This is a genomic window from Kribbella sp. NBC_00382 (assembly GCF_036067295.1).
Lineage (GTDB): Bacteria > Actinomycetota > Actinomycetes > Propionibacteriales > Kribbellaceae > Kribbella.
The window spans coordinates 5,112,528-5,126,943 of sequence record NZ_CP107954.1; the positions used below are offsets into that span (position 1 = coordinate 5,112,528).

The following is a 14,416-nucleotide window of genomic DNA, read 5'->3' on the forward strand; positions in this document are numbered from 1 at the left end:
ACTGGACCGGATCGCCCGCGTCAGGTGACGGTGAAGGTTGGGGTGGTGGCGAGGAGGGTGTAGGCGTCGTTGGCGAAGAAGCGGAAGTTGTAGGTGCCGGTGGTGTTGGGGGCGGTGAAGGTGATGGTGGCCGAGGTGAGGCCGGTGGATGGTGGGGTGGTGCCGCCGTTCAGGTACTTCTCGTCGACGCCGCCGGCGGAGTTGGTGGCGCTCGCGCGGTAGAGGCCGACCCAGTCGCGGGGGTTGCCCGGACCGTTCGTCACCGTCGCGTTGATCTGGGCGCCGCGGCGTACCGTCGTACGGTCTGCCGTGATGGTGGGCACGCCCGGCGTCGGAGTGGGCGTGGGAGTGGGGCCGCCGGGGCCGGCCAAGGGTTCGTTCATGGTGACGCAGTGCGCGCCGCCGCCACCGTCGCCCATCAGGTGGTCGAGATTGAGCTGTACGACGGGTTTGCCGAAGGCGCTCTCCAGCGCTGCCTTGGCCGCCGCGTCAGCCTGCGTGTCGCCGAACTGGGCGGTGATGATCGCCGAGTTGGTCATCGCGCAGTTGAGGTAGCCGTCGAAGAACGTGGACCACTGCGAGCTGGGGATCCGCGGCAGCGTCGACGGTCCGTAGATTGTGGTCACCTGGAAACGGCGGCCCTTGGCGTCGGTGGCGGCGGTGAGAATGTTCTTGGTGTTGATCGCGTCCTGCGACCAGACGCTGGTCGGCCGGGACGGGCTGGAGAGTTGCACGATCACCACGCCGGGCCGCACGAAGAGGACCGTGCTGTCGATGTGGTCGTCGGTGATGTCCTCGTTCGAGACGCCCTGGCACCAGATCATCTTGGTCGCGCCGTACTGCGCGAGCAGCTCCGCCTCGATCTGGGCCAGCGTCTTGCCCGGGTTGCGGGCCGAGTCGAGCCACGAGCTCTTGTTGGCGATCAGGGTGCCGTCGCCGTCGTAGACCACGCCGCCGCCCTCGCCGATGACGCTCGCCCTGGTCAGCGGTACGCCGTCGTACGTCGCGATGTTCTGCGCGACCAGACTGTCCTTCGCGTGGGTCTGCTCGTTGCCCCAGCCGTTGAAGTTCAGGGCGAACGCGTTCATCCCGCCGGCGCCGTCCAGCCGGAAGATCGGCCCGGTGTCGCGGATCCAGCAGTCGTTGACCGGGATCGAGCTGATCACGGTGACCCCGGCGCCGACCCGGCCGCGGGCGGTGGTCGCCGCGGACGAGCCGTCGGCGCACAGGATCACCGGGTTGTACTTGACGATCTCGTTGGCCAGCTTGGCGATGTCGCCCTGGATCCCGGACAGCAGGTTGCCCCAGATCGACGTACTGGAAGGCCATGCCATCCACGTCCGCTTCACCAGGGCATCCTCGGCAGGGACCTGGTACGGAAGGGCAGCGAACGCCGCACCGTGGGTACTGACCGCCCGCAACCCGCCGCCGGCCAGGGCCAGCCCGGCCGCGGCAAGGCTGGTGCGGGCCACGAACTGCCGCCGGGACAACCCCGCCGCGGGTGGCGCCTCGGTCTCGATTTCGCTCATCGTCGGTTCCTTTCAGCTGGGCCAAAACTTGGTTGGCATCCAAGTTTTGCGGCAACTGTGCGCCCGGCTCGAATTGATGTCAAGAGCCCGCCGCAATCTCCTGAAACTGCTTGTCCAGAAGGCTTTCAGGGCATGCCGCAGCGACCGGACAACGTTGCTTGCCGCAACGTTTCCGGTCGGTTGCTTCCGGTCAGCGCGGTGGGAGCTCGATCGTGATCGCGTCGGCGAGTAGTTCCTGCAGGTGCTCGGGCTCGACGGCGCCGGTGAGCCAACGCCCGGACAGGCCCTCGACGAGAGCCACCAGCCGCTCGGCCACAGCGCCGGCGTCGAGGGAGCCTGGCGAGCCCTCCTCGGTACGCACTCGCTCGACCAGTTCCGCGATCTCGTCCACCCATTCCCCAGTGAGCTTGTGCACCGCGGGCCGGAGCCTCTCATCGAAGACCGAGGCCCAGCGCAGTTCACCCCACGCCGCCGAGTTGGTCTGGATCTCGTCGGTACCGCGAAGCTCACCCACCAGCCGCGCGACCAGCTCGGCCCGCGCGGAGGTCGCACCTTCCGCGGCCTGGGCCGCATAGCGCCCAGCCTGATCGCTGACCGCCTCCAGCGCCGCCTCGAGCAGACCTTCCCGACTGCCGAAGTAGTGGTAGAGCAGGGTCACCGAGACACCGGCGTCCTTGGCCACCTCCTGGACCCGCATTCCGCGCACGCCACGGCGGGCGATGACGGTGATGGTGGCCTGAAGGAGCTGCGTGCGGCGGTCGGTCACGCTGCCGATTCTAGTTGGACTGGGTTTGCGATTCGCGGTCATCGGCCCACCAGCCCGTCGGTGAAGGACTTGCCCTGGCCCTTGCGATGGAGGATCCAGCCGATCAGTACGACGCCCAGCGCGATGCCCAGCATCATCACGACCGACGCGGCGGCCGCATCGCCGCGCAAGCCGTTGCGCAGGGTCGAGTACACGAAGACCGGCAGGGTGGTCGTCCCGACGGTACCGAGCATGCTGGAGGCGACGACGTCGTCGAGCGATGCCGTGGAGGCCAGCACCGCGGCAGCGATGACGGCCGGCGCGGCGAGTGGTGCGGTGACGTGGCGGAAGACCGACACCGGCGTGGCGCCGAGGTCGGCGGCCGCGTCCGGCAACCGCGGATCGAGGCTGGACAGCCGGGCCTGTACGACGAACGCGACGATCGCGACGGCGATCACGGAGTGCGCGATCACCAGCCGGACAGTGCCGTCCGACAGGGCCGGCCCGGCGCCGACGTACAAGAGCAGGAGGCCGATCGCGGAGACGATCTCCGGGGTGATGAAGACGATCAGCAGCAGGCTGAGCAGGCTCCATCGCAACGGCCGCGAAGCTCGGGCGAGCGCGGCACCGGCGAGCGTTCCGACGATGACGGCCAGCAGGGTGGAGAGCGCCGCCACCCGCAACGAGACTCCGATCGCATGAACCAGGGCGGTGTTCTCGCCGACGGAGGCGTACCAGTGGGTGCTGAAGCCGGACCAGACGGGCAGCGTCCGCCCGCCGTTGAAGGAGTAGACCACGATCGTGAGGATCGGCAGCCAGAGGAAGACGCACAGTGCGACTCCGAAGACCCGAAGAGCAGGACTCCAGAAGTCGGGCGACCGTCTCGGCGCCCGGAAGTACCGCGCGGTCAGGTCGAGAGGGCGGATGATCCGGGCGAGAGCCGTGACGACACGGAGCAACAGCGCGGCACAGCCCAGAACGACCAGTACCAACGCGATCAGCAGTACTGCGGCAGCCGCGCCGAGCGCCCAGTCCTGGCTCTCCAGGAAGGAACTGCTCACCAGCGACCCGACCACGGATGCCTTCACCCCACCGAGCACCGAAGGAGTCACGTAGTCACCCATCAACGGGATGAACACCAGTAGAGCCGCGCTGATCACACCCGGTCGTGCGGCCGGCAAGGTCACCTGCCAGAACACCCGCCAGGGACTGGCACCCAGATCGCGTCCAGCCTTGCGCAGCGCCGGGTCAAGCCGATCGAGCGCGACCGCGATCGGCAGCACGGCGAGTGGGAGGTAGTTGTAGACGACGCCGAGTTGCGCGCCGGCGAGAGTGTCCAGTACTCCGAGGCCGTCGATCCTGAGCATGCCCGTCAGCGGCCCGTGGTCACCGAGCAGGATGCGCCAGGAGTAGGTGCGGAGCAGGAACGGCATCCAGTACGGCACCACGACGGCCGCGATGGCCGCGTACTTCCAGGCGCCGGTCAGCCGGGTCGTGATGAGGTACGCCATCGGGAACGCGAGCAGGACGCAGACCGCGGTACCGATGATCGAGAGCTGGAGGGTGTTCTGGAAGACGATGCGGAAGGTGTCGCTGGCCGCTTCGCCGTACCGGCCGAGCGAAGGGGACGACAGGTCGACGGGACTGGTGCCGAAGAACGACGACTCGCCGAGGCTGAAGACGCCTACCAACGCGCCGGGGAGCAGGAAGAAGAGGCACAGCCACCCGAAGGCGGGCAGCGACGGCATCAGCCCGCGGACCTTGAGTACCCTCACCGGGAGCCCACCGCCTTGAGCCGTTGGAAGGTCGAGACGGCCAGCTTCCGGGCCGGAGTGACCTCGGCCGGCTCGAATCGATCGGCCGGGACGCCTTCGTCGAAGAAGACGATCTCCTTGTACGGGAGGTTGTCGGGCAAGTACGTGCGCGATGCCTGGACGCCGGTGTAGTAGCCGTGGAACTCGGTCTCCTTGGCCGCGTTCTCGGGTTTGAGCAGGAACTCGACGAACGCGTGCGCGGCCGCGGTGTTCTTCGAGCCCTTGGGCAGTACCCAGTGGTCGACGTACAGGTCGGTCTTCGGTGACCCGAGGGCGAACCGCAGGGTCTTCGGTCCGTCCATGAGGGCGCCGCGGGCGTCGCCGGTGAAGGCCTGGGCGAGGACGATGTCACCCGAGGCGATGTCGGCGCGGGGATAGGAGTTGAACTCCTTGAGGTGCTGCATGACCTTCGACTCGTAGTACTGCTGCGCCGCCTCGTAGTCGGCGGGTTGGGTGGTCTGGTCGGAGATGCCGTGGCCCCAGAAGTACGAGCCGACGAAGGACGGCGCGCCGTCGATCACCGAAGTACGGCCTTTGACGCCTGGGTCGGCGAACGCATCGTAGAAGTCGTTCCAGGAAGCAGGCGGCGTCTTGATGATCGAGCTGTCCCAGACGTAGCCGGTCGAACCGCCCGACTTCGGGATCGCGTACGTGTTGGTGGGGTCCCACGACTTGCCGGTGAAGGTGTGTGAAAGACCCGCGACGCCCGGCAGCCGGCTCTTGTCCCACGGCAGCAACGCGTTGCCTTTGACGAGCTGCGGGACGTAGGAACCGTCCATCACGACGAGGTCGTAGCCGCTCGTGCCCTGGGTGAGGCGAAGCTTCGCCACCGCTTCCTCGGCAGAGGCGTACGCGTCGACCTTGACCTTCACTCCGGTCGCCTTCTCGAAGGCGGTGATGTTCGCGGGCGAGATGTAGTCGGCCCACGAGTAGATGGTCAGTGTGGAGCCCTTCTCCACCGCGGTCGGGTACGACGGCGCCGGGGCGGAGACCGCCGAGTCGTCGCCCGAGCCGCAGGCGGCCAACCCGCCCATCGCGAGCGCTGCCGCCAGCAGAGCGGCCAACCGGTACTTCATGATTCTCCTTCCGGAGCAGGGAAGATCCGGACCTGGGCCGCGTCCCACGAGCAGCGGATCTCATCGCCGACGCGGGGGAGCACCCGGCCGTCGCGCGGGATCCGGGCCAGCAGGTTCAGTCCGCGGCAGTGCACGAGTACGGCGCTGGAGATGCCCGCGATGCTGACCCCGCGGACGATCCCGTCGATGCTGTTGACTCCGGCCGGGGCGGTGAGGTCCGCGCTGACCCGGACGTGTTCGGGACGGATCAAGGCGATCGCCGCCCCGGCCTCGATGCTTCGCTCAGCGGCTACCGACACATCAGCATGGTCGACCCGGCCGTGAGCGTCGCCGGCGCCGCGGATCTCGTTCTGTTCGCCGACGAACCGGGCGACGAAGAGGCTGGCCGGATGGTCGTACACTTCCTCCGCCGTGCCGATCTGCTCGGCCCGGCCGTCGGACATGATCACGATCCGGTCGGCCAGGCTGAGTGCCTCCTCCTGGTCGTGCGTGACGAGCACGGTGGTGATGCCCAGGTCCTGCTGCAGGAGTCGCAGTTCCAGTTGCATCGCTTGCCGTAGGCCACGATCGAGAGCGGACAACGGCTCGTCCAGCAACAGGACACCCGGCCGGTCGATGATCGCCCGGGCCAGCGCGATTCGTTGCTGCTGGCCACCGGACAGACTCGCCACCGCCTGCCCGCCGACCGACGGGAGATGGACCAGCGCGAGCGCGTCGGCGACCCGGCCACGGATCTCGGTGCGGGAGACGCCGCGTTGCCGTAGCGGGAAGGCGATGTTGTCCGCGACGTTGAGATGCGGGAACAACGCGTAGGACTGGAAGACGGTGTGGATGTCCCGCCGGTACGCCGGTACGCCCGTCACGTCGATACCCGAGAGATGGACCCGGCCGCGATCGGGTTGCTCCAGGCCGGCCAGGATTCGCAGTGTCGTGGACTTGCCGCAGCCGGAGGGACCGAGCAGCGCGACGAACTCGCCGGCCGGCACGGTGATCGACAGGTTGTCGACGGCAACGGTTCCGGCGTACCGCTTCGTCAATCCGACCAGCTCGACCTCGGCGCTGGTGCGATCGGCGGCGGGTGGATGGTCTGCCAGCAGCGTCATGTGGTGTCTCCGCCTTTCGGGACAGCGGCTGGGATCTGCATGGTGATGCAGTGCGGTCCGCCGCCGCCGTACGCGATCACCCGGCCGGTCACTCCGATCGTCCGGCGGCCCGGGAACTGTGCGCCGATCAGGTCGAGGGCCCGCTCGTCGTCGGCGCTGTTGCCGCTGACCGGGACGACGACCACGCCGTTGGCCACGTAGAAGTTGGGATAGGAGACGTACTCGGTGACGCCTTCCAGATCGAACGAGGAGAACAGGTCGAGCCCGAGGACCTCGACCGTCCGGCCTTGCCGATCGGCGTTGTCGCGGAGATAGCGCAGGTTGCGGGACATCGCCTCATGGTTGAGGTTGCCCGTATCGCTGCAGGTCTGGGCGACGACCCGGCCCGGGGTGACGTATGTGCAGACGCCGTCGACGTGGCCGTCGGTGTGCCGGTCGTCGAGGTGGCCGAACGGCAACAGCAGCAGGGTTTCGATGCCGAGGGCACGGCGGACGGTGTCCTCGATCACGGCCTGCGACAGCCCGGGATTTCGGTTGCTGTGCAACAGGCACTGGGCGGTCGAGATCAGGGTGCCGGCGCCGTCGACGCTGATACTGCCGCCTTCGAGGACCAGGTCGACCGGTACCCGCTCGATGCCGAGATGGTCGAGGATCAACGGCGTCAGGGCGGCGTCCCGGTCGTACGGGAGGAACTTGCGGCCCCACGAGTTGAAGGCGAAGTCGACGCCGAGTCGGTTGCCCTGGGCATCGCGGACGACCAGCGGGCCGTTGTCGCGGATCCAGGAGTCGTCGACCGGTGCTTCGAGGACGTCGATGTTCGCCGTACCGCAGTAGTCGAGCACTTCTTGCGTCGTACCGGGGAGCGCGATCACCGTCACCGGCTCGAAGTCGGCGATCGTCCGGGCGACCGCGGCGTACTCGCGTTTCGCGTCGTCGAAGACGCCGGCCCACAGCTCGCGACGGGTCGGCCAGGTGAGCAGGGTGCGTTCGTGCAGGTCCCATTCGGCCGGCATCCGGAAATGCTGCAACCGCGGGTCCACCACGGGTGGCGGAGTCGCGTCGACGGCGGTCAGGCCGTGGTGGGACAGCTCGGCGGGATAGCTCGCCGCCATGCCCGGCTCGGTGCCTGATGCGGGGCCCGGCGGAGCTGAGGGAGGCGTTGTGGTCGTGGTCATAGTGAGTTAGTTTGTGGTTGACTTAATTTTTAGTCAAGGCTTCAGAGTGACCCGGACAAGGACTCCCACGATGCGTCTCACCCCCACCGAACGTGACCGGCTGCTGCTGTTCACGGCCGCCGAACTGGCCCGCCGGCGCCGTGCGGCCGGCGTGCTGCTGAACGTGCCCGAGGCGACCGCGTTGATCGCCGACGAGGTGTGCGAGGTCGCCCGCCGCGGTGGGCGGCACGCGGAGGCCGTCGAGGTCGGGCGGTCCACCCTGTCCGCCGCGGAGGTGCTTGCGGAGGTCCCGTACGTCGTTCGCAGCGTGGCCGTCGAGGCCGTCTTCACGGACGGATCCCGGTTGGTGGTGATCGGTGAGCCGTTCGGGCCGGTGGTCGAGCGGGACGACATGCCTGGGTCGGTGTTGACGTTGGCCGCTTCAGAACGAGCCGAGTCCGCTGATCGGGTCAGCATCGAGGTGGTCAATACGGCGGACGTCGTGATCTCGGTGACCAGTCACTTCCACTTCTTCGAGGTGAACGCGCGTCTGCGGTTTCCTCGGGCCGCGGCGTACGGGCGGCATCTCGACGTACCGGCCGGGACGCACGTGCGGTTCGAGCCGGGGGAGGTGGTTCGGGTCGAGCTTGCGCCGATCCGCGGTGAGCGGGTGGTGATCGGGTTCGCCGGGTTGGTCGATGGAGCGCTGGACGAGCCGGGGATGTTCGAGCAAGCCCTCGGTCGGGCGCGGGACTGGGGATTCCTCGACAGCGATGCGCCGGAGAATGCGAAGTCGCCGACCCAGGCTGCCGTCCAGGCGACGCGGGCCGCGCGGACGAGCCAGGCGGCTCACGGTGCGGTGACGGGATGACGTTCGACGCGAGGGCTCGGGCAGGTGCGTACGGGCCGGGGCTCGGGGACCGGGTGGTGCTGGGCGATACCGGGTTGGTCGTTCGAGTGGATCGCGACGACCGGGGCTCGGACCGGGACGAGGTGTTGCTCGGGTTCGGGAAGACGGGGCGCGATGGGATCGGGCTGCGCGCGGTACGGACCGCGGAGTCGTGTGACCTGGTGGTCAGCAACGTCCTCGTCATCGATCCGGTGCTGGGGGTCCGGGCCACCAATCTCGGGGTCCGCGACGGGCTGCTCGTCGGCGTCGGGAAGGCCGGCAATCCGGACACGATGGACGACGTCGACCTGGTGATCGGCAGTGGCACGGCGGTGGTGTCCGGCGAGGGCCTGATCGCCACACCGGGCGGCATCGACACACACGTACACCTGTTGTCGCCGCGGGTCTGCGAGGCCGAGCTGGCATCCGGAGTCACCACGGTGATCGGCCAGGAGATCGGGCCGTTCTGGGGCGTCGGTGTCGGCTCGGCCTGGATCTTGCGCACCGGGTACGGCGCCTTCGACGACTATCCGCTGAACATCGGCATCCTCGGCCGGGGATCATCAAGCCGCCGCGATCCGTTGCTAGAGGCAATGGAAGCCGGGGTCTGCGGGTTCAAGGTGCATGAGGACACCGGCGCCCATCTGCGCACGCTCGACACCGCGTTGTCGGTCGCCGAGGAGTACGACGTCCAGGTGGCAGTCCACACCGACGGGCTCAACGAAGGGCTGACCGTCGCGGACACGCTGGCGGTGCTCGACGGGCGGGCGATCCACGCGTACCACGTCGAGGGCTGCGGCGGGGGCCATACGCCGGACGTGCTGAGCCTGGCCGGAGTACCGCATGTCCTTGCCTCGTCGACCAATCCCACCCTGCCGTACGGGCGTGACGCGGTCGCCGAGCACCGGGCGATGATCGCGCACGTGCACGGGTTGCGCGGCGATCTTCCGGGCGACTTGGCGCTGGCCGACGACCGGGTCCGCGGCGCGACCATGGGCGCCGAGAACATGTTGCACGATCTCGGCGTCATCCCGATCACTTCCTCCGACGCCCAGGGGATGGGCCGGGCGGGCGAGACCTGGCGCAGCACCTTCGGCCTTGCCTCCGTACTCCGGACGCCGCGCGACCCGCTCGGCGACGACAACGCCCGCGTACTGCGCTATCTCGCCAAGCTCACCATCAACCCCGCTCGCGTGCACGGACTCGACCAGCAGGTCGGCAGCCTGGAACCCGGCAAGGTCGCCGACATCGTCCTGTGGCGACCGTCCTCGTTCGCGGCCAAACCCGAACTCGTCCTCAAGTCCGGCTTCCCCGCCTGGGGAGTGACCGGTGACCCGAACGCGGCGATCGACAGCGCGCAGCCGCTCGTCCTCGGCGCCCAGTTCGGCGGCCACGGAGCGACTGCCGCAGAACTGTCCCTGCTGTTCGTCAACGCGGCCGCCGCTGCCGCTGGTACCACCGCCGTTCCCACTCGCCGCCGGCTCGCCCCGGTCCGGGGCTGCCGAACGGTGCGGCTCGACTCGATGGCTCATCACGGCACCACCGGACCTGTCGTCGTCGACGCTCGCACAGGCCAGACGCGATTCCGCGGCGAACTGCTCACGATGCCGCCCGTCGACCGGGCGCCGCTGCAGCAGCTCTACCACTTCTGATCACCAAGGAGAACCACCATGCTCGACGTCGGGACCACCCCTGCCCCCATGGACCAGGCGCGCCTCCAGCGTGCCGCTCGCGACAACCTCTGGATGCACTTCACCCGGATGTCGGCGGTCCAGACGGCCGACGTGCCGGTCATCGTCCGCGGTGAAGGCGCCTACATCTTCGATGCCCAGGGCAAGCGATACCTCGACGGGCTGGCCGGCCTGTTCGTCAACCAGCTCGGCCACGGCCGGACGGACCTCGTCGAGGCCGGTGCGCGGCAGGCATCCCAGCTGGCCTTCTTCCCGGTATGGTCCTACGCCCACCCCAGTGCCCTGGAGTTGGCGGAGCGGCTGGCGTCGAGGGCGCCGAGTGACCTCAACCGCGTCTTCTTCAGCACCGGTGGTGGTGAGGCCGTCGAGACCGCCTGGAAGCTGGCCAAGCAGTACTTCAAGCTGACCGGCAAACCCACCAAGCACAAGGTGATCAGCCGCGCGATCGCCTACCACGGAACCACTCATGGCGCGCTGTCCATCACCGGCCTGCCCGGCCTGAAGGCGCCGTTCGAACCGCTGGTGCCGTCGACCTTCCGGGTGCCGAGTACGAACTTCTACCGCGCGCCGGAGCACGGCGACGACATCGAGGCGTTCGGCCGCTGGGCCGCCGACCAGATCGCCGTCGCGATCGAGCAAGAGGGCCCCGAGACCGTCGCGGCCGTCTTCCTCGAGCCCGTCCAGAACTCCGGCGGTTGCTTCCCGCCGCCGCCCGGCTACTTCCAGCGGGTCCGCGAGATCTGCGACCAGTACGACGTTCTGCTCGTCTCCGACGAGGTGATCTGCGCGTTCGGCCGGCTGGGCGAACTGTTCGGCGCCGAGCGGTACGGCTACCGACCGGACCTGATCACCTGCGCCAAGGGACTCACCTCCGGCTATGCCCCGCTCGGCGCCACGATCGCATCCGACCGGCTGATGGAACCGTTCCTGCGGGACACCGCGATGTTCGCCCACGGCTACACCTTCGGCGGCCATCCGGTCTCGGCGGCGGTCGCGCTCGCCAATCTCGATGCCTTCGACAACGAAAAGATCCTGGAGCACGTCCGGGACAACTCCGGTGCGTTCCGGGCCACGCTCGAACGGCTGCTGGACCTGCCGATCGTCGGCGATGTGCGCGGCGACGGCTACTTCTTCGGGATCGAACTGGTCAAGGACAAGGCGACCAAGGAGACCTTCGACGAGGACGAGTCCGAGCGGCTGCTCCGCGGCTTCCTCTCGAAGGCGTTGTTCGACGCGGGTCTGTACTGCCGGGCCGACGATCGCGGCGATCCCGTGATCCAGCTGGCGCCGCCGCTGATCTGCGACCAGTCCCACTTCGACGAGATCGAGCAGATCCTCCGGGTGGTACTCACCGAGGCCGGTTCCCTCCTCTAATCAGAAAGGTCTGACGCCATGAAGATCGGCGTACCCAAAGAGATCAAGAACCACGAGTACCGCGTCGCGATCACCCCGACCGGAGTGGACGAGCTGACCAGGCGCGGTCATGACGTGTACGTCGAGACGGCGGCCGGACTCGGCTCGTCCATCACCGACGCGGAGTACCTGGCGGCCGGGGCGAAGGTGCTCGACACTGCCGACGAGGTCTGGGCGGCCGGCGACCTGCTGCTCAAGGTAAAGGAACCGATCGAGCCGGAGTACAGCCGGATGCGCGCGGGCCAGGTTCTCTTCACCTACTTGCACCTGGCCGCCTCCCGGCCATGCACCGACGCGCTGCTCAAGCGATCCGTGACAGCGATCGCGTACGAGACGGTCCAACTCCCGTCGGGCGCCCTGCCGCTGCTGGCCCCGATGAGTGAGGTCGCCGGCCGGCTGGCTCCGCAGGCGGGCGCTCACCATCTGATGGGGCCGATGGGCGGTCGCGGCGTGCTCTCCGGCGGCGTACCGGGGACCCGCCCAGCCAGGTTCGTGATCATCGGGGCGGGCGTCAGCGGGATGAGCGCAACGGCCGTCGCCGTCGGGCTCGGGGCCGAAGTCACCCTGCTGGACCTGGATGTCGACCGGCTTCGCGCCGCCGATGCCCGGTACGGCGGCCGGGTCCGCACGGTCGTGTCGAGCCTCCCGGAGATCGAGAAGGCCGCGCTGGAGGCCGACGTCGTGATCGGCGCCGTTCTCGTCCCGGGCGCCAAGGCTCCGCGGCTGATCTCGAACGACCTCGTCTCCCGGATGAAGCCGGGCAGCGTCCTGGTCGACATCGCGATCGACCAAGGCGGCTGCTTCGAGGACTCGCGCCCGACCACCCACGCCGAGCCGACGTTCACCGTGCACAACTCGGTCCTGTACTGCGTCGCGAACATGCCCGGAGCCGTCGCCAACACCTCGACCTACGCACTCACCAACGTCACCCTCCCGTACGTCGCCGCGCTCGCCGACCGTGGCTGGCGCGAAGCCGTCCGCCGCGATCCCGCCTTGGCCGGCGGACTCAACACGTACGCGGGACAGGTCACGCATCGCCCGGTCGCCGAGGCACATGGCATGCCCTGGGCGGACCTGGAGCTCGCGGGGTGAAGCGATGGCTGATCCGGGAGTACCACGATGACGACCTGGAATCCGTGGTGCGCCTGTGCGACACGACGTCCGACAGTCAGCAGTCCGTCTTCTCGCTGGCCGACTGCATCGGGGTACTGCGCGGCCGGCAACCGTCGGTCGTTGCTGTCAGCAACGGTAGGGTGGTGGGCGCGGCGCTGTCGATGGTCTCCGGAGATCGCGCCTGGGTGACCCGGATCGCGATCCCTGACGACCTGCGTGGTCAAGGGCTCGCCAGTGCGCTCCTGCTCGCCCTCGAGACCCAGCTGGTCGACCGAAGGGTGCGAAGCATCGCCTACGTCCTGCGTGAGGAAGAGCTGCTGGCGCAAGGCCTGGAGAACGCCGGCTACAGCCGCCGGCCTGCCGTCGCCTACTACGACAAGACGATCTCGGTGGACGCCGACCAAGCCGTCGTACTCAATCGGCTGGGAGGCCACCTCTTGCCACGCGGCCTCTGGGAAAAGCTGGCCGGGATGGACCAGGAGAAGGACCTGATCGAGAAGCGGGTGCTGCTGCCGCTGGCCGAACCGGAACTGGCCCAGCAGCACGGCGTCGAGCCGCCGCGGGCGATCGTGCTGTTCGGTCCACCGGGGACCGGCAAGACGACGTTCGCCCGCGCGATCGCGTCGAGGCTCGGCTGGCCGTTCGTCGAGCTGTTGCCATCGCGGTTGGCTGGTGGCCCGCAGGGGTTGTCGGCGGCGCTGCGTGACGCGTTCGCCGAGGTGACTCATCTCGAGCGGGTGCTGATCTTCATCGACGAGGTCGAGGAGATCGCGGCGGCCCGCGCGGGGTCGGCGCACAACGGGGTGACGAACGAGCTGCTCAAACTCATCCCCACGTTCCGGCAGCACGACAACCGGCTGCTGGTCTGCGCGACGAACACGGTCGCGGAGCTCGACCCAGCCTTCCTCCGCCCCGGCCGCTTCGACTACATCCTGCCGATCGGTACTCCCGACCACGGCGCCCGTCGGGCGATCTGGCAGCGCTACGCGGCCGACGGCATCGATGTGGACGAATTGGTCGAGGTCAGCGACCGGCTCACCCCGGCCGAGATCGAGTACGTCGCCCGAGCCGCCGCCCAGGCATCCTTCGAGCGAGACCTGTACTCCGAACAGCCGGCGAACCGTCATCGGCCAGTGACCACGGACTACCTGGACGCGTTGACCAGGCTCAGGCGAACCGTCACGGAGGAAGTCCTGGACGGGTTCGGTCTCGACATCGAGACCTTCGCGCGGACGTAGATGATGAGATCAGGGGGAGAGCAGGGCGCGTGCCGTGGTCAGGCAGAGCCCGACGATGCCCTTGCCGGTCAGCCCCGGCCGGCCAAGAGTGAGCTGGATCGACAGCCCGTCGATCGAGGCCGAGAGCAGGGTCGCGGCCTGGTCCGGGTCGTCGGTGCTGAAGGTCCCCTGCTCGCACCCGTACCGGATGATGCCGGCCAGGATCCGGCGCGACCGGGCGTCGAGCTGCTCGTGCAGCTCGGCCACCTCGTCGTCGAGCGCGGCGTTGCTCCACACCTCGAACCAGAGCACCCAGCCCGGGTCACGTGGTCCGTTCGCGGCCGACAGCTCGACGAACTTGGTGAGCCGTTTCCACGGGTCCCGGATGCCGTGGACGGTCGCCTCGACCCGGTCGATGAAGGCGTCCTCGGACTGCTGGATCGCCCGCATCAGCAGCGCCGTCTTGGACCGGAAATAGTAGGAGACGTGACCGGCGCTCATCCCGGCGCGTTCGGCGACGTCGGTGACCCGGATGTTGGCCAGCCCTCGCTCGGCGATCAGCTGGGCGGCGGCGGTCACGATCTGCCGCTCCCGCGCGGCGCCCCGCTCCTGCCGCTTGGTCACCCCACCGTCTGCCTCGGCCATGAGCGCGAGCTTAATCTGATCACCACG

The 14,416-nt window shown here is 68.6% G+C and carries 12 protein-coding genes; 5 read left to right on the forward strand and 7 right to left on the reverse strand.

Annotation, left to right across the window (positions count from 1 at the left end; genetic code table 11):
* Nucleotides 1-20: 20 nt before the first annotated feature.
* The 6 genes from OHA70_RS24605 to OHA70_RS24630 all read right to left on the reverse strand — a co-directional run bounded on the left by OHA70_RS24605 (nt 21) and on the right by OHA70_RS24630 (nt 7,442).
* Nucleotides 21-1,529, reverse strand: a complete 1,509-nt coding sequence (locus OHA70_RS24605) for an agmatine deiminase family protein (RefSeq protein ID WP_328321529.1) — start codon at nt 1,527-1,529, stop codon at nt 21-23.
* Between the two features lie 190 nt (nt 1,530-1,719).
* Entirely contained in the window at nt 1,720-2,295 is a 576-nt protein-coding gene (locus OHA70_RS24610; RefSeq protein WP_328321531.1) for a TetR/AcrR family transcriptional regulator, read from the reverse strand.
* A 38-nt stretch (nt 2,296-2,333) separates the two neighbouring features.
* The gene (locus OHA70_RS24615) at nt 2,334-4,049 is read right to left on the reverse strand and encodes an ABC transporter permease subunit (protein WP_328321533.1); all 1,716 of its coding nucleotides are present in this window, start codon (nt 4,047-4,049) and stop codon (nt 2,334-2,336) included.
* Nucleotides 4,046-5,164, reverse strand: a complete 1,119-nt coding sequence (locus OHA70_RS24620) for a polyamine ABC transporter substrate-binding protein (protein ID WP_328321535.1) — start codon at nt 5,162-5,164, stop codon at nt 4,046-4,048. The genes OHA70_RS24615 and OHA70_RS24620 overlap by 4 nt, the downstream gene beginning before the upstream one ends.
* Nucleotides 5,161-6,267 (reverse strand): ABC transporter ATP-binding protein, encoded by a 1,107-nt coding sequence (locus tag OHA70_RS24625; protein ID WP_328321537.1) that lies wholly within the window; start codon nt 6,265-6,267, stop codon nt 5,161-5,163. Before OHA70_RS24625 ends, OHA70_RS24620 begins: the two co-directional genes overlap by 4 nt.
* Complete coding sequence (locus OHA70_RS24630) at nt 6,264-7,442, reverse strand: agmatine deiminase family protein (protein WP_328321539.1); 1,179 nt, start codon at nt 7,440-7,442, stop codon at nt 6,264-6,266. Before OHA70_RS24630 ends, OHA70_RS24625 begins: the two co-directional genes overlap by 4 nt.
* A 70-nt stretch (nt 7,443-7,512) precedes the next feature.
* Between OHA70_RS24630 and ureB the strand changes: the two genes are divergently transcribed.
* From ureB to OHA70_RS24655, 5 genes are read left to right on the forward strand one after another with little or no spacing between them, the layout of a single operon-like run.
* The gene (ureB, locus tag OHA70_RS24635; protein ID WP_328321541.1) at nt 7,513-8,292 is read left to right on the forward strand and encodes an urease subunit beta; all 780 of its coding nucleotides are present in this window, start codon (nt 7,513-7,515) and stop codon (nt 8,290-8,292) included.
* Nucleotides 8,289-9,962: an urease subunit alpha gene (locus OHA70_RS24640; protein WP_328321543.1), complete on the forward strand. Its 1,674-nt coding sequence runs from the start codon at nt 8,289-8,291 to the stop codon at nt 9,960-9,962. The genes ureB and OHA70_RS24640 overlap by 4 nt, the downstream gene beginning before the upstream one ends.
* A gap of 18 nt (nt 9,963-9,980) precedes the next feature.
* The gene (locus OHA70_RS24645) at nt 9,981-11,375 is read left to right on the forward strand and encodes an aspartate aminotransferase family protein (protein ID WP_328321545.1); all 1,395 of its coding nucleotides are present in this window, start codon (nt 9,981-9,983) and stop codon (nt 11,373-11,375) included.
* A gap of 18 nt (nt 11,376-11,393) precedes the next feature.
* Nucleotides 11,394-12,506, forward strand: a complete 1,113-nt coding sequence (gene ald / locus OHA70_RS24650) for an alanine dehydrogenase (protein ID WP_328321547.1) — start codon at nt 11,394-11,396, stop codon at nt 12,504-12,506.
* Nucleotides 12,503-13,765: an ATP-binding protein gene (locus tag OHA70_RS24655; RefSeq protein ID WP_328321549.1), complete on the forward strand. Its 1,263-nt coding sequence runs from the start codon at nt 12,503-12,505 to the stop codon at nt 13,763-13,765. The genes ald and OHA70_RS24655 overlap by 4 nt, the downstream gene beginning before the upstream one ends.
* 9 nt (nt 13,766-13,774) lie before the next feature.
* Here OHA70_RS24655 and OHA70_RS24660 read toward each other — a convergent pair whose 3' ends face one another.
* Entirely contained in the window at nt 13,775-14,389 is a 615-nt protein-coding gene (locus tag OHA70_RS24660) for a TetR/AcrR family transcriptional regulator (RefSeq protein WP_328321551.1), read from the reverse strand.
* Nucleotides 14,390-14,416: the final 27 nt, after the last annotated feature.

What these genes read in the sequence shown, in the direction of transcription:
- OHA70_RS24625 (WP_328321537.1), bottom strand. Translation starts at nt 6,267, where the DNA reads ATGACGCTGCTGGCAGACCATCCACCCGCCGCCGATCGCACCAGCGCC.
- OHA70_RS24640 (WP_328321543.1), top strand. Translation starts at nt 8,289, where the DNA reads ATGACGTTCGACGCGAGGGCTCGGGCAGGTGCGTACGGGCCGGGGCTC.
- ureB (WP_328321541.1), top strand. Translation starts at nt 7,513, where the DNA reads ATGCGTCTCACCCCCACCGAACGTGACCGGCTGCTGCTGTTCACGGCC.
- OHA70_RS24660 (WP_328321551.1), bottom strand. Translation starts at nt 14,389, where the DNA reads ATGGCCGAGGCAGACGGTGGGGTGACCAAGCGGCAGGAGCGGGGCGCC.
- ald (WP_328321547.1), top strand. Translation starts at nt 11,394, where the DNA reads ATGAAGATCGGCGTACCCAAAGAGATCAAGAACCACGAGTACCGCGTC.
- OHA70_RS24620 (WP_328321535.1), bottom strand. Translation starts at nt 5,164, where the DNA reads ATGAAGTACCGGTTGGCCGCTCTGCTGGCGGCAGCGCTCGCGATGGGC.
- OHA70_RS24630 (WP_328321539.1), bottom strand. Translation starts at nt 7,442, where the DNA reads ATGACCACGACCACAACGCCTCCCTCAGCTCCGCCGGGCCCCGCATCA.
- OHA70_RS24645 (WP_328321545.1), top strand. Translation starts at nt 9,981, where the DNA reads ATGCTCGACGTCGGGACCACCCCTGCCCCCATGGACCAGGCGCGCCTC.
- OHA70_RS24605 (WP_328321529.1), bottom strand. Translation starts at nt 1,529, where the DNA reads ATGAGCGAAATCGAGACCGAGGCGCCACCCGCGGCGGGGTTGTCCCGG.